Below are 21,253 nucleotides of genomic sequence, written 5' to 3'. Positions count from 1 at the left end.
TTTCTACCTCCGGGGCTTGTTTTGTGTCTGCCTTCGTCCTTCGCAGGGGAAAGGCAACATTCAATATACTTTAGTATTATTAATATTAAATCCGGCCGCCTGTTCGCCTGTCGCAGGGTAATTGCCGTTTCCACGGCACGCGGCCAAACATTTTAGAATTATTTGATTATAAATCTATCTTATTTAACGATAGCTTTAACAGCTTCTTCACCTTCGACAGCTACTACGACCACACCCTGAGGAGCAGCGATTACAGCGTTGTCGGAAGTCAGAATTGTGTTGGCTACAACTTGGCCGAGGATGTTGCTGATGACAACTTTCTTGCCTGCAGCGTTAGCGATCGTTACGTTTCCTTCGCCTGCAATGATTGTTACTTCAGATACTTCTACGCTTTCGCTGGCTGTAGGAGCTTCAGTTGCTGTCAAGTGGATAGCCTGAGCCTGATCTTTTGAAGTAGCCAAGCAAAGAACATCGTTGTAAGAAGCCAAATAACCATTAGCGTTTTCAGCCAAATATTCACCTTCGACATTCGTGTACTGGAACTTGAACTGGAACTGTTCGATACCAGCCTGTTTACCTTTGTAACCTACGCTATCTTCCTTCGTGAATGTTTCTTTCTGATAGTTGACTAACAAAGAGTCGCTTGTTGCAAAACGTTTTGCCGGAACAAAGGCCAAACGGATCATGCCATTAGCGGCCTTATAACCTTCAACCTTTGCAGAGTCAGACATTACACGCAAGAAGTTACCTTCTAATTCAGAACCTTCGCCAGCCTTAGCACCCGACAGGATAAAGTAAGACGGTTCGATCGGATCGATCTTAGCTGTATCGATATACAAAGCAAAGTCTGTAGGCTCGTAAGCAGATTTCAATTCACCTTCTTTGCGGAACATACCGAATCCGTTAGCATCAGCAGCCAACATATCGCCACGCAGGTTTTCGATGTTATAATGGCCCTTAGCATCCAAAACATATTCAGGAGCCGGTTCAACCAAGATGTCGAATGCGTTGTTAGCAACAGCAGAACCCACTTTAACAGGTCTTACGGCACCTGACTTGATGTCAATAATCAATTCTTTGGAATCAGCCAAAGTAACAACCGAATCAATCAAAGAATAAGTTTCAGCACCTACGTTTCTGAACAAGAACTTAACCGGCTCAGCAGTTTCAGACAACTTATAGCCAGTCTTGGCATCGTTGTAAGTAATAAATTTTTTGCCTTCTCTGTCAGAGATATAGTAAGCGCTTCTTACCAACGTGTCGGCACCAAATCCTTTTTCGATTGCAGGAACAGGTGACAGCTTGAAATATACGCCTTCATTAGATGCTTTCAATACAGAGTCTTCCGTATTTACATAAGTCGTAATGTCATTATAGTCTGTGAAGCTGATAGAGTAAGCATTGTTACGGTAATCTTCTTCTTTCAGATTCAGGTAACCCAGATACTTGTTGTCTGCCAAAGCAGGTGCTGCGATAAACTTAACAGTGTCACCGCCAGCCAAAGCGACAGTACCTTCTTCTGCCGTATAAAGGATAGCACCTGCAGCAGCTACACTTGTCAAAGTATTACCTGTTTCACGGTTCTTGATCGTATAAGTACCGGTTGCCACTTCTTTTACTGTCCACTGTGTTGCCGGCAGATAGTAAGCAGAGTCCATATACTGGGCATCGCCATAGAAGCTATTAGCATAGAACTTGCCGTTTGCCACGTTGGCAGCCTTATTTGCACGCTGGATATAATAGCTTGCGCCATCTTCGAAAGAAGCAACGCCACCGCCCGGTGTGATGTCACCGAAAGTGTATTTGGCTTTAGCTGAAACTTCATTATTATCAACAATCGTCAATTCTTTGGCTGTAGAGAACTGATGGATGGCAACAACCTTACCAGCAGCAGTATTTGTAGTGATCACTACAGTTGCAGAATCAGACCAACTTGCAGGATCTGCAGCCTTAGCCAATGTGAACTTCGGATAGATAGAAACCGAGTCAGCTGCATAGTCATAAGCAATGCCGAAAGCATAAGACTGCATCACGGCTTTAGGAGCAGCAACAATGTCATTGCCGTCTTTCGTCAGAGTATCCAATTTCAGTTTGAAATAATCACCACCTTCAAACTTGGCAGTATCTACACGCAGATATAGGGCACGTCCTTGGGCATCTTTTGCTTTGGCACGAAGGACATCAATAGTTGTAGAAGGTGTACCTGTACCAGCAACTGTATTACCAGTTTTTGTTTCATATGCCTTAACAGTCAACTGGACATACTCAAACTCGTTAGTAGCCAAAACATTTGTCCCCGTTGACTCCAAACCTGTAAATTTGAAGCTGGTGAACTTCTTCGGGTTGATAAGACCGGCAAAGTTATCTTCGTCCACTGTAACCTCAAAGTCCGGAACCATCGGTTGGATTTTCAAAGCGTCATTAGAAGCCATTGTTGAATAAGCATCATCGAACACAAATTTTGTCCCAGCATTGAAGGTTAATTTTTTACCTGCATTCACAATTGTCACAACCGCTTGATTAGCATCAGTCGCAGCAACATAACCAGTAAATGCTTTATCTGCGGCAACTGTAGTTGTATTGTCCCAAGCTCCTACAACTTCATCATTCTTGTCAAACTTCACCAGCTGCAATGATCTTGAAACTTTCTTTCCCGACAAAATTTCATAACCATACAAAATTGCATTGTTTGTCGGTTTATATTCTGACTTTTCCAACAAAGTAACAACTTCACGGAACTCATAATATTCACCTTTTGCCAAATCCAAACCTTGCAAAGAGGTCAGTTCAGTAGCAGCTACATCAGAACCATCAGCAGGAACTCCATCAATCCACTTAAACGCATTCACAGAACCTTCCGCCAACAGTGTACCCGTGTACTTATTTTCGAAAGTCCAGTGGCTTAAAGCTCCGGTAGCCGGATTTTTCACTTCAACCACTTTCCACAAAGCACGGTCTGTTGCTTCGGCAGTTGTCAATGTGGCGTCATCTACAACAGCCAAAGAATCTGTCGTTACTTGACCTTTCAGGTAAGCCAAAAATTCAGCAGCACCGGCAGTTACACCGCCTTCGGTAGCTTGCAAATAATAATACTTGCCCGGAACAAACGTCGCATCGTCAGCCCCAGCAGAGGAATTTCCTCCTGCAGCACTTCCAATTTCCACCAACTCGGCGCTAACAGACATACTACCGGCCACCAGAGCGGCAGCCAAAAGAGTAGAAAATCTCTTGTTCATAATCATTAAAAATTAATTGTTAATAAAATAGTGTTTAAAAATCCAACAACTAATTTCACGAAGGGGAGAACAACTCCCCGCGAATGATTATGAACGGGCATAAAAAAACGCGGGCTTGTTGTCTATTATCAATCTTAAGGCTCTGGTAAGCCCACACACCAATAATAGAACAATAGCCCGCGCCTTATACGATATAAAACAATCTTCCCATAAAAATGGTAGATGAACTTATACGTAACCAGCGCAAGCATTTACTGTCCATTATTCCGGTGTGTTTAAAATTTACCAGATTTTAAGATTGGAATAATCTTCGTAAAATGCTTACAATATGTAATTGATCCCGCACTCCGTGAGCCGCTGCCCACAACGGAATCGTTGCAAAGGTAAATAGGTTTTCCGAATCAACAAGAAAAAACGCCCACAATTTTCCCAAATATATGGATTACAAAACAAAACGACACTGTTTATGCTACATATCCCCCGGTTTGGGAGATAAAGGAGAGGGAAACCGTATCAAAATTTGGCAGATTTTGAACATAAATGATGATTTATCGGTATATTTAAGGTGTCGCTGTAGGGGCGGGTTCTAAACCCGCCCGATTGCAACATGTATATTTGTCGATATCGGGCAGGTTTAGAACCTGCCCCTACAGAACGACAATCATTTCGACAACGATGTCATTCCATCACACCCATAAATCATCATTTAATGGGTTCATATCTTCCTCAAAACGAACCTTATTATCATCCCTGGCTTATTGTAATCTATGTTCCCAACCAAATAAACGGAAAGATTTTAAAACAAATTAAGAATATTGCAAAAATCTAAGCCGTTTGGTCGAAAGTTTGGTTCCTGACCAATGCACAGATTCGATGTATCAGTTTGTTTCTAATATTGTTTATAACTAAATTATGATGCTTCCCCTCTTCTCTTTTGCGCCTGTAATATTCTCTTAATATTGGATCATGTATGGCAGCGGTTCGTGCCGCTTGGGTGAGTAGCGTGTTTAGTTTTTTATTGGCAAATCCACTTGTCTTGGCATTGCTTTTGACACTGGAGCCGGAGGTTCGTTGGAACGGTACCACTCCCGCATAGCAGGCCAGCTTGCGCGGATCGTCAAAACAGGTGAAGTTTTCGGTATAAACGATCAAAGCAAGGGCGTTGACAAAAGCCACGCCTTTGATGGATGTAATACGCTCATAATTGTTTTTGATCTCCTCTTCACTGTTGATCAGATCCATTATTTCCTTTTCCACATCTTTTATTTCACGGTTCAAGTTATCCACTTGTGTCAGGCTATGTTGATATATGTAATCTGTTGCGTGATTCCCTTTTAGGACCGAATGGAGTTCTTTGGCATGTACCAATGCTTCATTTTTCATTTTCACCAATAAATCACGGAATGTGAAAAATGAGTGCAGCGCCCGGATGGTTTCCGTATTGGGGGTATAGACCTTGGCCATATCCTCGAAACGGCAAGCGTATTGTGCGATCAGCAATGAATCCAATTTATCGTTTTTCCCGCGTTGCATGCCGCTGCTGTGTTTGATCCTGTAAGGATGTTCCAGCCACAGTGTATAACCCTCGTGCGCGAGAGTGTTACTCAAACAAACGCTGTAAAGTCCCGTGTTCTCACCGCAAAAGAGCATCTGATCTTTGCCTGTCTGCGGATAGCTATCACAAAGCCATGCCAACAGACTCTCATGTCCGGCAACATCATTACTGAACTCACGGTGGACACCTGAAGATATGTTTTCTTTCTCTATCACACTTACATCTACTTTTTTCTTGGAGAAATCAATCCCGATAAATAATTTATTCATACCTTTATATTGTTTTTGGATTAACCGAAAGCAGGAATGGGCTACTACTCTAAATGATATCCTATTATATATCAATAATCTATTTAGTCTTTGCCTGCTTGACTAACGGAAGTCTGTTACAATAACTAGTCTTTAAAGACTATCGTTTTCCATTAGTGTACTTCCGTTAGTCGGTTAATTTAGTTTCTTCATACAACAAAGATATAAATTAACCTCAGCTTCTTGCTTTACGCAAACTTAGAGTACAGTTTTCCGAAATATCCGTTGGGCCAAATCGAAACAGTAGCGCATAAAATTCGGTTTTCTACCCCATGTATTTCAAATTACCCCTGCGGGTAATATTTTTTAAGAAACTCGAAATAATACAAATCACTGAATAACAAACAGATATAAATATTTGCCTTTTAGGGGATGTTCTTGTATGATTTAACATCTCAAAAAGACAGCTTCACTTCTTGGCAGAAGTGAATCATATAATAACAATTTGCCGGTGTGAAACATGGATGACATGGTAATACAAAATGATTGTCGTTCCGTAGGGGCAGGGCTCTGCTCTGCCCATTGTTATTTAAATGAATGACGTTGATTTCAAGTGAGCGGAGTAGAACCCCGCCCCTACGGTTTCCCTTTATTTACAAATTCCTCATCCATGTTATATGCCGGCAAATAATGATTCACATTTTCCTCGTTTTGAATGCGAGTCTTATATGTTTAAAAAGAATGCCTGTCCCTATCCCAAAGGGTCGGCACTTCTTCCGAAAAAGGTTAGCACCTTTTGGGAGACAGCCTATAACCTTTTTACCAATAGGATATAGGCTATAATTTTTACCCTTTAAGCCATATTTTACAGGACGGGAGCCAATAATTACCGGATACCTCCCATTATCAGAAAAAAACAAACGGGGTTCACCCTCCCGTAAAACGATAAATTTCAAGAGTTTGTAGTGAAGGCAAAAAAACAGAACTGCTCAGTCCTATTTTTCCCGGAAAAACGAACGGCATTCACAGTATTCACTGTAAAACAATGATTTAATAGGATTTATAGTGGTGTGAACCCAATATAAAAAAACAACAGAGCAGGTTAAATCCGTGATTATCCAGGCTCCCCCCAATAAATTATTCCGGTTCTTGCCGGAAGTGAATCATTGTACAATGGAATATTTTGGCGCGATTGCCCTAACTTAACAACGAAAGGAATAACAATATTTCATACAATAAATACGTTACATATATAAGAAATACCTATTTTTGTTGCAATATAAACGAAAACTTGCTTGCAGGTTTTCATGAATGGTAAAAGGAATGGCGAATAAAGAAAAAATAGATTATCTGCTCTTGGATATCCGGGAGCTTGAAAGGTTGGTTGCCGGAATGCGGGATGCAGAAGTGTACCCGGTGTCTTTTTTCGGCCAGACTTTCGACCTCACCCATAAGATTCTGAAGGACCTCCATTCTTTGGAAGCTGCCCAGATCGAAATGCTACGCAAGCAGATGGAAGAGCATCAGGCTTTGATCCAGTCTATTCCTCCATCGGTTGCCACCCCGGTACAAACGGCACAGGAGCCTCCGGTTATAGCCTCCGCCCCAATCCAAGCCGAAGCGGAAACCGTAGTTGAAGAACCGGAAGTAAAACAGATCGTAACGGAGGAAGTCATAAAAGAGGTTCCCCATGAAGAAACACCCGTGGAAGAACCGGTAGCCGTTCAACCGGAACCCGTAATGCCTCCCGAACGTCCCGGATTATTCCTCAACGACCTGTTGGAAAAGAAAAATCTTTCGGATTTCCGCAAAGCATTCAGCCTGAACGACCGTTTCCGTTTCCGCCGCGAACTGTTCGGTGGCGACGAGGCCCGGATGAACAAAGCAATCAACGACCTGAACGATCTTCATTCGTATGAAGACTCGGTCACCTATTTGAATAACGAATTAAAATGGAATATAGAAGACGAAGCAGTAGCAGACTTTATCAAGCTGCTTGAAAAACGCTTCCTTTAGAAAATGGGAAATTGAGAATTGAAAATTAATTGTTCTTTTCCCGAATTTCCAGCTTTCAATTTCCAACTTTCAATTAAAACAATCGGTTATGGCAAAATTAACAGTAGTACCCACTCCCGTAGGAAATCTGGAAGATATGACTTTCAGGGCTATCCGCGTTCTGAAAGAGGCTGACCTCATTCTGGCGGAAGACACGCGTACTACAGGCATCCTGCTCAAACATTTCGAAATACAGAACAGGATGCAGTCGCACCATAAGTTCAACGAACATAAAACGGTGGAACAGGTAGCGGCCCGCATCAAGGCAGGCGAGAACATCGCATTGGTATCGGATGCCGGTACGCCTGCGATATCCGATCCCGGTTTTATGCTGGTGCGTGAGTGTGTACGTCAAGGCGTAGAAGTGGAATGCCTGCCGGGAGCCACGGCTTTCGTCCCGGCATTAGTTGCTTCGGGGCTGCCCAACGAGAAATTCTGCTTCGAGGGCTTTCTTCCCCAGAAGAAGGGAAGGCAGACGCGCCTGAAAGAACTCTCGACGGAATATCGCACCATCATCTTCTACGAATCACCTTTCCGGTTAGTCAAAACGCTGACGCAGTTGGCTGAGTTTTTCGGGAATGACCGCCCTGTTTCCGTATCACGTGAAATATCGAAGATACACGAAGAAACCGTACGCGGCACGCTGGAAGAAGTGATCGCTCACTTCACCGTGAACGAACCGAAAGGTGAAATTGTTATAGTATTAGCAGGCTTAAAAGATAAAAAGGACAAAGAGACAGAGACAGGAACAGAAGTTTAACGTAACAACAAAAAGAACATGAAGAAAGTATTAATTGCAACAACGATTTGCACAGCCATGCTGGCCTCCTGCGGACAGAATTCAGCTGAATATAAGAAGCTGAAAGCAGAAAACGACTCTCTGAGAATCGAAAACACCAAAAGTAATGCCGAGATGGATGAAATCCTCGGTACGCTCAATGACGTAGAGGCAGATATCCAGTCTATCCGTGATGCCGAAAATTATCTCAACATACAACAGCAAAAAGGGGATCTGAACAAGAGCAACCGCGAACAGATCAAAGAGAACATGCAGCTGATCAGCGAAACGTTGAAAAAGAACAAACAGCAGATCAGCGAGTTGGAAGAAAAACTGAAAAAGAGCGGAATCCAATCTTCCGCTTTGCGAAAAACAATCAGCCGCCTCTCTTCCGAACTTGACCAGAAAGCGAATATGATCGTTGCTTTACAGGAAGATCTGGCAAAGAAAAACGTGCGCATCCAGGAATTGGACGAAATGGTCGCTTCTCTGAACGAAGATGTGGAAGACTTGTCTACTACGACTGCAGCCCAGTCCGAAAAGTTGCAGGAGCAGGACAAGAAACTTCATACCGCTTATTATTGCTTCGGTACGTCGAAGGAACTGAAAGACCAGAAGATCCTTTCAGGCGGCGGCTTGTTTGCCAAATCCAAAGTATTGCAAAGCGGCTTCAACAAAGATTATTTCATTTCCATCGACATCCGCGAAGTAAAGGAAATCCCGTTGTTCGCAGGCAAAGCAAAACTGAAATCCAATCACCCGGAAGGTTCTTATGAATTTATAAAGGACGAAGACGGCAATATGACGCTTAAGATCACAGACGAAAAAGCGTTCTGGAGCCTTGGCAAGTATTTGGTGATTGAAGTAGGATGATGAAATATAAAAGTCTTTTTATTGATTTGGACGATACCCTTTGGGACACGTACAATAATAATAAGGAATGCCTCGAAGAAGTATATACCGCTCACCACTTTGATCGGTATTATGCCTCCTTCGAGGCTTTCTTCGACATCTACTGGCCACACAATAACCTGCTATGGAAACAATACCGCAACAATGAAATAGACCGCCAGACTCTGATCATCGAACGCTTCCGCTATATGCTCCGCCCGCTGGGGATAGAAGATACGAAAGCGGTATTGGCGATCAACAATGACTTTCTGCAACGGACAACCCGCAAAACGCGCTTGGTGCCGGGCGCAATCGAGCTTTTGGAATACCTGCGTCCCTCCTACCGTATGTATATCCTGTCTAACGGCTTCCGGGAAGTCCAGTTCAAAAAGCTCAGCAACTCCGGGCTGGCTCCTTATTTCGAGAGGATGATTCTTTCCGAAGACGCCTGCATACAAAAGCCTCATAAAGGTATTTTCGACTTCGCCCTCAAAAACACCAACTCCCGCCGAAGCGAAAGCCTGATGATCGGCGACAGCTGGGAAGCCGACATCATCGGCGCTCACAATTCCAAAATCGACCAGCTATGGCTGAACCCGGAAGGACTGCCGGCAAAAGGGTTTACACCGACTTACACGGTTGGCTCTTTAATGGAAATCAAAAATATTTTGTAAATTATCCGTCACTTATCAAAGATAAACTATATATTTGCTCCTACTACTTACTTTTGAGTAGTAACTATAAGACAACCTGACTATGGGAACATTCAGCAAACAGCAGAAGTCCAGAGAAGAACAGAAAAGTAAAGAAAAGGTAAGAATCGAAAACTTGGGTAAGTTCGTTTATGATCTGGCTAAACTTATTTTCGCGGCAATTGTGCTGGGAGGAGTATTACCTCTCTATTCAGATATAAGCAATGTTGCAAATTGGGCAAAAGTAATTTCAGGTTTTTGCTTGACAACCTTATTAGGTTTATATGCAAATTACATTCTAAAACAATAAATATTATGAAATTAGACATGATGACAATGATTAATATAACCGGAATCATATTCGTTGCGATTCTGTATTGGTGGACTTCACGTACCCGTTCCGGCAGGAGATGGTTGAAAGGGGATGACGAAGATAAGAGATAAGCGATGTTATATATAATAAAAAAGGAGAACTGATGAAGAGATGATCTTTTACCGGTTCTCCTTTTTGTTTGTTCTTTCTCCCGATTATCAGAACTCCGACGTAAAGTGGAACTTTATATCCGGGAAATCCTGCTGTGCCATCATCAACACATAGCCGGAATCGGCCAGATAGACATCGCGGCCTTCTTTGTCGAGTGCCATATACTGGGCTTTGCGGCGTTTGAAGTTTTCGAGGGCGACGGCATTGTCGCTTTCTATCCAACAGGCTTTGTACAGGCTGATCGGCTCCCATTTACACTGCGCCCCATATTCGTGGAGCAGGCGGTACTGGATTACTTCGAACTGCAATTGCCCGACCGTACCGATAATCTTACGCCCGTTGAACTGGTTCGTGAAGAGCTGGGCGACACCTTCGTCCATCAACTGCTCGATACCCTTATTCAACTGCTTGGCCTTCATCGGATCGGCATTCTCGATATATTTGAACATTTCAGGAGAGAAGCTCGGTAATCCTTTGAAGTGAAGTTCTTCACCGGAAGTCAGCGTATCGCCGATCTTAAAGTTACCGGTATCGGGCAAACCGACGATATCGCCGGCGAAAGCCTCGTCCACCACTTCCTTCTTCTGCGCCATGAAAGCCGTCGGACTGCTGAAACGCATCATCTTTCCGAAACGGACATGCTTGTAGTTGGCATTACGTTCGAAACGTCCGGAACAAATCTTTACGAAAGCGATACAACTGCGATGGTTCGGGTCCATATTGGCATGGATCTTGAAGATAAAGCCGGAGAAAGCGTCCTCTTCCGGATCTACCACACGTTCCACTGCCGATACGGGACGGGGAGAAGGAGCAATATTGATAAAGCAATCCAGCAACTCTTTCACTCCGAAGTTATTCAAGGCAGAACCGAAGAACACGGGAGCGATATCTCCTTTCAGGTAGGTATCGACATCAAATTCAGGATAGACACCTTCTATCAGTTCGATATCGGAACGCAGCTTTTCGGCCTGTCCGGCATCGATATAGTTTTCAAGTTCCGGGCTGTTGATATCCTTAAATTCCACGTTCTCCGTCACATACTGCTTGCTCGGAGTATAGAGGTTCAATTTTTGTTCATATATATTATAGACGCCACGGAACCGTTGTCCCATGTCGATCGGCCAGCTCAGCGGGCGCACATTGATATGCAGTTCCTCTTCGATCTCGTCCAACAGGTCGAACGGGTCCTTACCGTCGCGGTCCATCTTATTGACAAACACGATCACGGGGGTTTTACGCATACGGCAGACTTCCATCAGCTTACGGGTCTGGGCTTCCACACCTTTTGCGGTATCGATCACGATAATGACACTATCCACAGCCGTCAGCGTACGGAACGTATCTTCGGCGAAGTCTTGGTGGCCGGGGGTATCGAGGATATTGATTTTATGACCGGAATAGTCGAAAGCCATCACGGAGGTTGCGACGGAGATTCCACGCTGCTTTTCAATTTCCATCCAGTCGGAGGTAGCTGTCTTCTTGATCTTGTTGGACTTTACGGCACCTGCCACATGGATGGCACCCCCAAAGAGCAACAGCTTTTCGGTAAGGGTCGTCTTACCGGCATCCGGGTGGCTGATAATAGCAAACGTTCTTCTTCTCTCAATCTCTTCTGAATACTGACTCATTGTTATGTATCTTATTTCGTTTTTGTTATTCTTACTTCATTTACTTACCTATTGAATTATTCTGATTTCCGCCGATTCCCTTCATGCAAGTCCGCAGGCTCGCTTCCCAATGGGGGATGCTTATTTTGTATGTTGCTTTGATCTTAGCCTTGTTCAGGACGCTGAAATGCGGACGGGCTGCCTTCGCGGGATAATCTTTGGATTCGATCGGGAGAACGTGGCAGGGCGCATTACCCAGCTCCATAATCTTCACGGCAAAATCATACCAGCTGCAAACCCCTTCATTAGAAAAATGATAGATACCTGGAGCAAAAGCACCTTCCTCAGCCTGCACCAACACCGCCAAAATAGCGGCCGCCAAGTCACCGGCATACGTCGGCGAACCGACCTGGTCGAACACGACAGGCAATTGCTCCCGTTCATATCCCAGACGCAACATCGTCTTGACAAAATTATTACCGAACTCGGAGTACAGCCATGCCGTACGAATGATTACCGCATCCGGACAAACTTCCTGCAATGCCTGTTCGCCGGCAAGTTTCGTACGCCCGTAGACAGAAGCCGGACAAGTCCGGTCCGTTTCCACATAGGGCAAATGATTCGTACCGTCAAACACATAGTCGGTAGAAACATGGATCACCCTTGCCCCTGCCGCACGTGCCGCTTCACCTAAGTTCCGTACGGCATCCCGGTTGATACTGAGGCAAAGCGCTTCGTTATCCTCCGCCTTATCCACAGCCGTATAGGCGGCACAATTGATGATATAACCGGCTTGCATCTCCTTGACAAAAGCATCCACAGCCTGAGCATCACAGATGTCGAGCGTATCTACATCCGTAAACACAAACGCATATTGCGGATATCCGGCAGCCAACTGACGGATCGAATTGCCTAATTGCCCGTTAGCCCCTGTTACTAAAATCGTTTTCATCTTGTCTTATTCTTCTAATTTCAGCTCTCCATTCATATCTTCACGATACTTCTCGGCCAGAAGCGCCAGGAACGAACTGATCTGTTTGATCCCCTCCATCGTTTCGGGGCTGATTTCTTTTCCCTGCATCTTCAGCATCAAAAAACCATAAATGGCATTGAAGCATGTCTCCAACTCAGGCAAGTCTTCACCGCCCGATTTGGCACGGAGCTGAACGATAAAAGGGAGTGTTTTATAATAAGCCGCCCCATACACCATTTCCTTCGGCGATTTCAGAAGGCGGAGGTGCAGGTCGGTCAGGGCAATGATCACATTCTTGTTCAACTGGATATGTCCCTTTTCCATCACCCCTTCGGAACGCATCATCTCGATCAGCTCCTCATACCATTTGGCAATCTCTTCCTTCACATCGTCCGGCTGGTCGTAACGGTCCACGACCGTGCGACGGATCGAATCCATATCGAAATTGTTGGCACGTATCAGGTCTTCCACCTGCCACATGTACAACAGATATTCGGCAATATTTTCTTTTCTTTTTTGTCTCGCTATAATCATGGGAGCAAAGATACACTATATTCGGATAATGCCTGATAAAAATCCGCATCTTTTACACCTAACTGGCGGCAGGCCAGGCGGGCAGCATTCAGATTGATCAGGAAAAAGCGGTCCGGAATATAAACGGGGAAATCCCCGTAGCGAGTCTGCAAGTAAGTCTTCCCCTCTTTCTCGACCACGACATGCTGATCATAAGGCATGGCCGTTATGTCCTCGCGTACCCCCTGGGCAAGCTGCTTGACAACAGGATCACCGTCGAAATAGATCAGCTTTCCCCCGCGTTCGATGGAAGAGGCAAACGTACGGAAAGTCGTATGATAGGCCTCCGGTGTGGCATGGTCGGTCGCGGAAGTCCACATCAAATTGGTTAGGATAGCGATATGCGGACGATAAAACTCGAGTTGGAAACGTTTCTCTAAAGCGGACGTGACATGCTCGTCGCCCTCGATAATCGCGATCCGGGCTTCGTAGCTCAGATGCACACGGTCGGGCAACAAGGGCACTTCGCTGGTCAACGCATAGTCGAACGCAAGTTTCTGCCGCCTCAAGGCGCAGACAATCATCGAGATGATCGTCTTCTTTCCCCGGCTGCCGGCAACAACTACCCGCGTCTTCTCTTTCGTCCGCTGAAATATAAATTCAGGTATCGAAAGCACTAATAATCCCAGTTCCTTTGCGCGTATCAATTCGGGGTTGTCCTGCCGGACTGCTGCCCCTAATACCACAAAATGTATATCTTTAGTTAATCTCTCCGGAAACCATCCGTCTCCATGGCAAGTACAACCTTCTTTTTCCAGTCTGGCAAGGGTCGTATCAGTCAGTCCAACACCGGATACGCTTACTTCATATCCTTTTTGGTGAATAGCCAGGGCTAAGTCAAACAACAGAGGCTCGGTTACGGAGATTAAATGAACTTTTCGCATCACTCAGATTTTGCCTGCAAATGTACACAATTTCATTCACCCTTAGCATGGGTTCGAAAGAAAAAACTTCCCTATCTTTGTTGGAAAAAGTATAATTTATGGATATTCAACTTATAGACACAGGCTTTTTCCATGCAGACGGAGGCGCCATGTTCGGAGCGGTTCCTAAAACCGCCTGGAGCCGCCGTTATCCAAGCGATGAGCATAACGGATGCATTCTGGCGATGCGCAGTGTATTGGTTCGCGACGGGAACGGGAAAACCGTACTCGTTGACAACGGGGCGGGCAACAAACACCTAAAGCAACTCGGCTATTACAACTTCTTCGACTTAGTCGATCTGAGGGAAGAGCTTCAAAGGCGGGGCGTTGCCTGTGAGGAGGTTACGGATGTCGTTCTCACACACCTCCACTTCGACCATTGCGGATATACGACACAAAAAGAAGAGCAACCGGATGGAAAGCCTCTCTTTAAAATGGCCTTTCCGAACGCCACCCACTGGGTAAGCCGTGCGCAATGGGAGAACTTCCTGCATCCGAACGCGCTCGAAACAGACTCCTATTTCATCGAGAACATGCAGGCCGTAGCCGACAACGGTAAACTCCGCCTCATCGAAGCCGACACGAACCTTTGCCCCGGCATCGACCTGCGCCTGTTCGACGGCCATACGCCGGGACAAATCGCTCCTTACATCACGACTCCTGAGCGCACCTATGTCTTCGCGGGCGATGTCATCCCGCTGGCGGCAAGCGTTTCACCCGGATGGATCTCGGCATACGACACCTATCCTGTCGTTTCCTACAACGAGAAAATGCGGATGCTGGAAGAGGCGTTCATTGAAAAACAGGCGATCATCTACTGTCACGATGCCTATACCCAGTGCAGCACCGTGAAAAAGGTAAACGACTTTTTCAAATCCGATCAAAAAGTTTCACTTATTTCCCCTGCATGAAACAAAAGTTTCCCGCAGGAGAAAATAAAGTTTCACCGGCAGGAAACAAAAGTTTCCCTTGCATGAAACTAAAACGATATTACCATCAGACTGAAGAAAAAGCCTGTTATATTATAGAGGAGTCGGCTATTTATCTTTATCTTTGTCTGACTATAATCATTAATTAATCCAAATCATCATGAAAAAGACAATCTTCGCATCACTGACCATCCTGGCATTCTCGGCCCTGATGTTCTGTTGCAGCAATGCTCCCAAGCAGGAGAAAGTGCTTCGCCACGTAGTCATGTTCGGTTTCAAACCCGAAGTATCCGCCCAACAGATCAAGGAAGTCGAAGACGCTTTCTGCGCGCTTCCTTCCCAGATAGACCTGATTAAAGGGTACGAATGGGGAACGGATTGCAGTCCCGAAGGATTGCAACAGGGATTGACACATTGCTTCTTCCTGACGTTCCATTCAGACGCCGACCGCAACGCCTACCTGGTCCACCCGGCGCATAAGGCTTTCGGGAAAGTATTAGGCGACAAGGCATCTGCCGTCACCGTCGTGGACTACTGGACTAAATAAGAATCATTATTTTTCTCACTTATAACATTTTAAACGCATGAACAAACTAACGAAGTATGCATGTATTCTGACAGCCATGGCCGGAGCCATGGCTTGTTCGGATGGTAAAAAAGCACAAGGAGACTATGCCATTATCCCGCTTCCGCAAGAGGTGGTGACACAAGGCAGCGCCCCGTTCCTGTTAAAGCCGTCTACCCCGATCTCCTATCAGGAAGGGGATACGGAAATGGGACAGACCGCCCGTTTCCTTGCCTCCTATATCAAAGAGGCTACGGGATATGAACCGAAAGTGATCGCCGGAAACGCAGACAAAAGCATTCATCTGTCGATCGCTTCCGACATCCGTAACCCGGAAGGCTACCGCCTGCTGGTCAGCGAGAACGGCATCGAGATCGCCGGGGCATCCAACGCCGGCATTTTCTATGGCGTGCAGACCTTGCGCAAGTCTATCCCCGCCGTGGCCGAAGGAATGGATATCGAACTTCCGGCCGTAAGCATCAATGACTACCCCCGTTTCCCGTACCGCGGTATGCACCTCGACGTCTCCCGCCATTTCTTCCCGACCGACTCGATCAAGAAGTTTATCGACATTCTTGCCTTGCACAACATGAACACTTTCCACTGGCATCTGACGGACGACCAGGGATGGCGCATCGAGATCAAGAAATATCCGGAGCTGACCAAGATCGGTTCGCAACGCAAGGAGACAGTAATCGGACGCAACTCCGGCAAATATGACGGCAAGCCTTATGGCGAAGGTATGTTCTACACGCAAGATGAAATCCGCGACGTGATCGCTTACGCTCAAGAACGCTTCATTACGATCATCCCCGAAATAGACCTGCCGGGGCACCAATTGGCAGCCATCACGACCTACCCGGAACTGGGTTGTACGGGCGGACCGTATGAAGTATGGACACAGTGGGGCGTTTCCGACGACGTGATCTGTGCCGGTAATGAAAAGGCAATGATCTTCCTCGAAGATGTGCTCGGCGAGGTGATCGACCTCTTCCCGTCCGAATACATCCATGTAGGCGGTGACGAATGCCCGAAAGTACGTTGGAAGAATTGCCCGAAATGCCAGGCCCGCATCAAGGCGGAAGGAATCAAAGGGGACAGCAAACATTCGGCCGAAGAATATCTGCAAAGCTATGTGATCTCGCGCATGGAGAAATTCGTCGAAAGCAAGGGACGCCATATCATCGGTTGGGACGAAATCTTGGAAGGCGGACTGGCTCCGAACGCGACGGTGATGAGCTGGCGCGGTGTGGACGGCGGTATCGAGGCTGCCAAACAGAAACATAATGTGATTATGACGCCTAATTCTTACCTGTATTTCGACTACTACCAGTCTACCGACACGGAACACGACCCGCTTGCCATCGGTGGTTACCTGCCGTTGGAACGCGTTTATTCGTTCGAGCCGACTGCCGGAATCCCGGAAGAATACCAGAAGTATGTAACCGGTGTACAGGCGAACCTTTGGACAGAATATATCCCGACATTCAGCCAGGTCGAATATATGATAATGCCGCGTATGGATGCGCTGGCGGAAGTGCAATGGACAAATGCCCCGAAAGATTTCAAGGCTTTCCTGCCGCGTTTGGTTCGCATGACCGAACTCTACGATCGTCTGGGTTACAACTATGCCAAACATATCTTTGATATCCGCGCCACCTTCGCCACCGATGGTGACAAAGGCGAAATCGTCGTGACACTCGAAACAGAAGGAAACGCAGACATCCATTATACGCTCGACGGCAGCGAACCGACGGCAACCAGCCCGAAATACGAAGCCCCTCTCCGCATCAAGGAAAACGTAGAAGTAAAAGCAGTAGCAATCCGCCCGACCGGAAACAGCCGTATCTTCTCCGAAAAGATCGACTTCAACAAGGCAACAGCCAAGCCGGTCACGCTGAAGGTGGCTCCCAGCAAAGGCTATGACTTCAATGGCGGCCCGGAAATGACCGACGGCCTGAGTGGCAACGATAACTACAAAACCGGACGCTGGCTGGGATTCCAGGGCAAGGATCTGGATGCCGTTATCGACCTGAAAGAGCCGACCGAGTTCAGCAAAGTAGCCTTCAACACGAATGTAGTGAAAGGAGACTGGATCATGGGCGCGGCAGGCGTTACGGTAAAGGTTTCGGACGACGGACAGAACTTCAAGGAAATAGCATCCAAGACAATCCCGTCTTTAGGCAAAGACGACAAAGACGGCCTTTATCCGCAGGAACTCTCCTTCGCACCGGTAAAAGCCCGCTATGTCGAAGTCATCATCAAGAGCGACAAACTGCCGGCGTGGCACGGAGGTGCGGGTAATCCGGCGTTCTTGTTTGTGGACGAGATTAATATCCAGTAAGTAGAAAATAGAAAAGCCTCCACGAGTTGGAGGCTTTTCTTCTTGTCAAAGTTCAACTTCATATTATTGAAGCGGAAGTATCTATAAACCTGTCCCCTATTGTTTTCAAAGCGACAGACAATACTTTCAATTCGTCTTCCGTAAAAGCAGCAGGTTTTCCATTTATCAATGTTCCATTTATACGATGGTACAACCAGGTTCTGTCTTTTCCGAAAAATTCTTTTGCAATATACGATAAAGATATGACATCCTGAATATCTTTCAGCTTTTCTTTTACTTTCATCTCCACTTTAGGAGACTTGAGCTTTTTCCTTTCTGCCATAATCTCCCTGAGTATGAGACCGGCCTCCCTCCGTTTGCTAACGGGTACAGTCTTCATGTAAGCCGCAAGTTTCGCATCATGAATCTTCCGTTCTTCCTCTGTACTTAATAGAAAAAAGTCTTCGTACAACGCCTTGATTTCTTCTCTCATTTCCATAACAATTCTCCTAAATTATATCTTGTGATGAAGATTTGAAGTAGCCTCCGAAGAGGCTACCCAAATCATTCATCTGTCAAAGCATCAACAATACCCTTACAATCTTCGTTGATTAACTCGTCCAGATCCTCCTGTGTCAACCACCCCTCTGAAAGAAGTTCGTTTTCATGTCGGAGGAGGAACCTTAAATCTTGTAGATAAGCTTCCCGGCCATTTAGACCTTCTTCCTCAATAATCATTATTGAACTTTGACATTGCAAATGTAATCATCATTTGATTATTACCCAACGATCAGAGGTTTTATTTATTCTTATTACATAACCTTTCCCGGTATATTTTGTACCTTTGACAACAGAATATCTAACATATTTCCCCATGAAAAGAAACGTACTTATCCTTTCCGCCCTCTGCACCTGTTGCAGCCTTTTTGCAGAAGAAGTGCCGGTTAAGCAGTTCAGGTATGCAGGCCCTTACGAGATAAAGGGGCCGTTCATCGTCGACAGTCTTGACGTGAACAGTAAGAAATTTACAGATGCCGGGGTATTAAAAACGGCTATTCCCTTCAATAATGTTCGGGAAAGTACCCGGACACTTGATGCCGACACCCCAAACGGACAAAGCAAAAACTACTCCGTCAGTCTCGCCTCTTTCTATCTGAACAGCGACCGCTATACGGACGGTAGCCTTCTGATCAGCGGGCCGGAACATTACGAGGTTTATATCGACAACGAGAAACAGACACCCGCCAACGGCGAGCTCAAACTCACGCTCGAACCCCGCCGCTACGAAGTCGTAATCAAATATCTCACTGCCTCAGGCGAAACGAACAATATTCCGAAAGCCACCTTTAAGACAGACAGCAAAGCCGTTGTCACGGCGACAACCGATCCGGAGAAACGCTACACCCTGAGTGATGTATTCGACGGTACGCGCTTCCGCTCCGTCAGCCTTTCCCCCAACGGCAAATACCTGTTGACCGCTTACCAGACAACTTATCCCGGTGGCGACACCGAATCGTTCCAGCAAGTGACCGACCGGGCCACAGGGCAAATTTTAATGGAAAGCAGCAGCAATCATTACAACTGGATGCCCCGTAGCAACCGCCTTTACTATACCCGCAAAGGCATACAGGGAAAAGAACTTGTCACGATCGACCCGGCAACCCGGACGGAGACAGTCCTTGCCGGCAACCTCCCCGACGGCTGGTTCAGTTTTGCTCCGACAGAAGATTTCCTGTTGTTCAATGTTTCCGAAGAGGGGCCGAAGAAAGGGGAAGACCTTCAGGAAATCCTTGTGCCCGACGACCGTCAGCCGGGATGGCGTACCCGTTCGTTCATCCATAAGTACGATCTGGCGACCGGAGTGTTGCAGCGCCTTACTTACGGACATACTTCGACTTCCATCAACGACATTTCTGCCGACGGCCGCTATCTGCTCTTCACTTGCAGTGAACGGGAATTGACGAAACGTCCGTTCTCGACTACTTTGCTCTATCGGATGGACCTGCAAACATTGGAAACGGAACTCCTGCTGAAAGATCCGTTTATCAGCTACGCCCAGTTCTCGCCCGATGGCAAGATGTTGGCTATTGCAGCCTCCGGCGAAGCTTTTGACAAAACAGGCTTAAAGATCGCGCCGGGACAGACTTCAAACATGAGCGACGGGCAACTCTTCCTTTACGATCCGGCAAGCAAGCAGGTGACTCCTGTCACCAAAGACTTCGATCCATCAGTTCAAAACTTCGTTTGGAACAAAGGCGATAAGCAAATCTATCTACAGGGGGAAGATAAGGATCGTGTACGCCTGTACATCCTGAATCCGGCAAGCGGGAAGATCACTCCTGTCCCATTGAAAGAAGACATCCTCTCGGATTTCACACTTGCCGAAACAGTTCCCGAACTGGTCTACTTCGGCGAAAGCGCCTCCAACTCGCAACGCCTTTACTCCGTCAACCTGAAAAAGAACACCTCCGTTTGCCTGAAAGACCTTTCCGCCGGCATTCTGAAAGATATCACCCTCGGCGAAGTGCACGACTGGAATTTCCGGGCGGCTGCCGGCGACACGATCTACGGCCGTTATTACCTGCCGCCTCATTTCGATCCCAATAAGAAATATCCGATGATCGTGAACTACTATGGAGGAACCAGCCCGACGGAACGTTCGCTCGAGAACCGGTATCCGTCGCACGTATATGCGGCACTGGGCTACATCGTCTATATCATCCAACCGAGCGGGGCAACCGGCTTCGGACAGGAGTTTTCCGCCCGCCACGTGAATGCCTGGGGACAGCGTACGGGAGACGAGATCATCGAAGGGACAAAGAAGTTCTGTGCCGAACACAACTTTGTCGACGCCCGGAAGATCGGTTGTATAGGAGCGTCCTACGGTGGCTTCATGACACAATACCTGCAAACGAAAACGGATATCTTTGCCGCCGCCATCTCCCATGCCGGAATCAGCGACATCACCAGCTATTGGGGTGAAGGCTACTGGGGATATTCCTACAGTGCCTTAGCAAGTGCGAACAGTTATCCCTGGAACGCACGGGATATGTACACGCTTCAAAGCCCGCTGTTCAATGCCGACAAAATCAACACCCCGATCCTTTTCCTGCATGGCACGGTCGACACGAACGTGCCGATCGGCGAAAGCATCCAGATGTTTACAGCCTTGAAACTGTTAGGCAAACCGACAGCTTTCGTCCAGGTCGTAGGACAAAACCACCAGATACTGGACTATAAAAAACGTGCCGAATGGAATAAAACCATCTACGCCTGGTTCGCCAAATGGCTCAAAAACCAACCGGAATGGTGGAATGCGATGTATCCGGAAAAGTCGCTGTAAAAATAGGTAGAGGCGCATGGTCATGCGCCTCTACAATCCATATTATATCTTTAATAACCTGATTAAACTCGATAGGTG

Annotated in this window: 17 protein-coding genes; 10 read left to right on the top strand and 7 right to left on the bottom strand. The window is 46.4% G+C overall.

All coding sequences use genetic code 11. The features are described from left to right. Nucleotides 1–179: 179 nt before the first annotated feature. Complete coding sequence (locus tag ACPYIV_RS19260) at nt 180–3,236, bottom strand: DUF6383 domain-containing protein (RefSeq protein WP_425884666.1); 3,057 nt, start codon at nt 3,234–3,236, stop codon at nt 180–182. Nucleotides 3,237–4,061: 825 nt separating this feature from the next. Beyond that, complete coding sequence (locus tag ACPYIV_RS19255) at nt 4,062–5,060, bottom strand: IS110 family transposase (protein WP_290092606.1); 999 nt, start codon at nt 5,058–5,060, stop codon at nt 4,062–4,064. A gap of 1,302 nt (nt 5,061–6,362) precedes the next feature. Between ACPYIV_RS19255 and ACPYIV_RS19250 the strand changes: the two genes are divergently transcribed. The 6 genes from ACPYIV_RS19250 to ACPYIV_RS19225 all read left to right on the top strand — a co-directional run bounded on the left by ACPYIV_RS19250 (nt 6,363) and on the right by ACPYIV_RS19225 (nt 9,899). Then, on the top strand, nt 6,363–7,055 hold the full coding sequence (locus tag ACPYIV_RS19250) for a hypothetical protein (RefSeq protein WP_301705672.1): 693 nt from the start codon (nt 6,363–6,365) through the stop codon (nt 7,053–7,055). An 88-nt stretch (nt 7,056–7,143) separates the two neighbouring features. Beyond that, nucleotides 7,144–7,854 (top strand): 16S rRNA (cytidine(1402)-2'-O)-methyltransferase, encoded by a 711-nt coding sequence (rsmI, locus tag ACPYIV_RS19245; RefSeq protein WP_217803036.1) that lies wholly within the window; start codon nt 7,144–7,146, stop codon nt 7,852–7,854. 18 nt (nt 7,855–7,872) lie between these two features. Further along, a complete protein-coding gene (locus tag ACPYIV_RS19240; RefSeq protein ID WP_293732838.1) occupies nt 7,873–8,745 on the top strand; it encodes a hypothetical protein in 873 nt (290 codons plus the stop codon). Beyond that, nucleotides 8,745–9,437 (top strand): YjjG family noncanonical pyrimidine nucleotidase, encoded by a 693-nt coding sequence (locus ACPYIV_RS19235; RefSeq protein WP_299364114.1) that lies wholly within the window; start codon nt 8,745–8,747, stop codon nt 9,435–9,437. The genes ACPYIV_RS19240 and ACPYIV_RS19235 overlap by 1 nt, the downstream gene beginning before the upstream one ends. An 82-nt stretch (nt 9,438–9,519) precedes the next feature. Next, nucleotides 9,520–9,765, top strand: a complete 246-nt coding sequence (locus ACPYIV_RS19230) for a hypothetical protein (RefSeq protein WP_293732836.1) — start codon at nt 9,520–9,522, stop codon at nt 9,763–9,765. A 5-nt stretch (nt 9,766–9,770) separates the two neighbouring features. Beyond that, nucleotides 9,771–9,899 carry a hypothetical protein gene (locus tag ACPYIV_RS19225; protein WP_293732835.1) on the top strand — a complete coding sequence of 43 codons (129 nt, stop codon included), beginning with the start codon at nt 9,771–9,773 and terminating at the stop codon, nt 9,897–9,899. A gap of 87 nt (nt 9,900–9,986) precedes the next feature. Here the strand turns inward: ACPYIV_RS19225 and ACPYIV_RS19220 are convergent, their stop codons facing one another. The 4 genes from ACPYIV_RS19220 to ACPYIV_RS19205 are packed head-to-tail and all read right to left on the bottom strand — an operon-like array spanning nt 9,987 to nt 13,976. Next, complete coding sequence (locus ACPYIV_RS19220; RefSeq protein ID WP_293732834.1) at nt 9,987–11,567, bottom strand: peptide chain release factor 3; 1,581 nt, start codon at nt 11,565–11,567, stop codon at nt 9,987–9,989. 40 nt (nt 11,568–11,607) lie between these two features. After that, entirely contained in the window at nt 11,608–12,498 is an 891-nt protein-coding gene (gene rfbD, locus ACPYIV_RS19215) for a dTDP-4-dehydrorhamnose reductase (protein WP_293732833.1), read from the bottom strand. Nucleotides 12,499–12,504: 6 nt separating this feature from the next. Beyond that, nucleotides 12,505–13,053, bottom strand: a complete 549-nt coding sequence (locus tag ACPYIV_RS19210; protein WP_293732832.1) for a DUF4924 family protein — start codon at nt 13,051–13,053, stop codon at nt 12,505–12,507. After that, complete coding sequence (locus ACPYIV_RS19205; protein ID WP_293732831.1) at nt 13,050–13,976, bottom strand: Mur ligase family protein; 927 nt, start codon at nt 13,974–13,976, stop codon at nt 13,050–13,052. Before ACPYIV_RS19205 ends, ACPYIV_RS19210 begins: the two co-directional genes overlap by 4 nt. 98 nt (nt 13,977–14,074) lie before the next feature. Here ACPYIV_RS19205 and ACPYIV_RS19200 point away from each other — a divergent pair, with 98 nt between their 5' ends. The 3 genes from ACPYIV_RS19200 (at nt 14,075) to ACPYIV_RS19190 (ending at nt 17,853) form a co-directional block, all read left to right on the top strand. Further along, a complete protein-coding gene (locus tag ACPYIV_RS19200) occupies nt 14,075–14,926 on the top strand; it encodes an MBL fold metallo-hydrolase (protein ID WP_425884661.1) in 852 nt (283 codons plus the stop codon). Between the two features lie 178 nt (nt 14,927–15,104). Next, a complete protein-coding gene (locus ACPYIV_RS19195) occupies nt 15,105–15,491 on the top strand; it encodes a Dabb family protein (protein ID WP_293734341.1) in 387 nt (128 codons plus the stop codon). Between the two features lie 37 nt (nt 15,492–15,528). Beyond that, a complete protein-coding gene (locus ACPYIV_RS19190; protein ID WP_425884659.1) occupies nt 15,529–17,853 on the top strand; it encodes a family 20 glycosylhydrolase in 2,325 nt (774 codons plus the stop codon). Between the two features lie 58 nt (nt 17,854–17,911). On the opposite strand, the gene ACPYIV_RS19185 is transcribed toward ACPYIV_RS19190, so the two are convergent. Then, complete coding sequence (locus tag ACPYIV_RS19185; RefSeq protein ID WP_293734339.1) at nt 17,912–18,331, bottom strand: DUF5053 domain-containing protein; 420 nt, start codon at nt 18,329–18,331, stop codon at nt 17,912–17,914. 375 nt (nt 18,332–18,706) lie between these two features. On the opposite strand from ACPYIV_RS19185, the gene ACPYIV_RS19180 reads away from it, so the two are divergent. After that, nucleotides 18,707–21,175 (top strand): prolyl oligopeptidase family serine peptidase, encoded by a 2,469-nt coding sequence (locus ACPYIV_RS19180; protein ID WP_425884656.1) that lies wholly within the window; start codon nt 18,707–18,709, stop codon nt 21,173–21,175. Nucleotides 21,176–21,253: the final 78 nt, after the last annotated feature.

Origin of the sequence: Parabacteroides vesiculifaciens, assembly GCF_049860805.1 — a bacterium.
In the GTDB taxonomy this organism is placed as follows: Bacteria; Bacteroidota; Bacteroidia; order Bacteroidales; family Tannerellaceae; genus Parabacteroides.
This window is presented reverse-complemented; position numbering and strand designations above follow the sequence as displayed.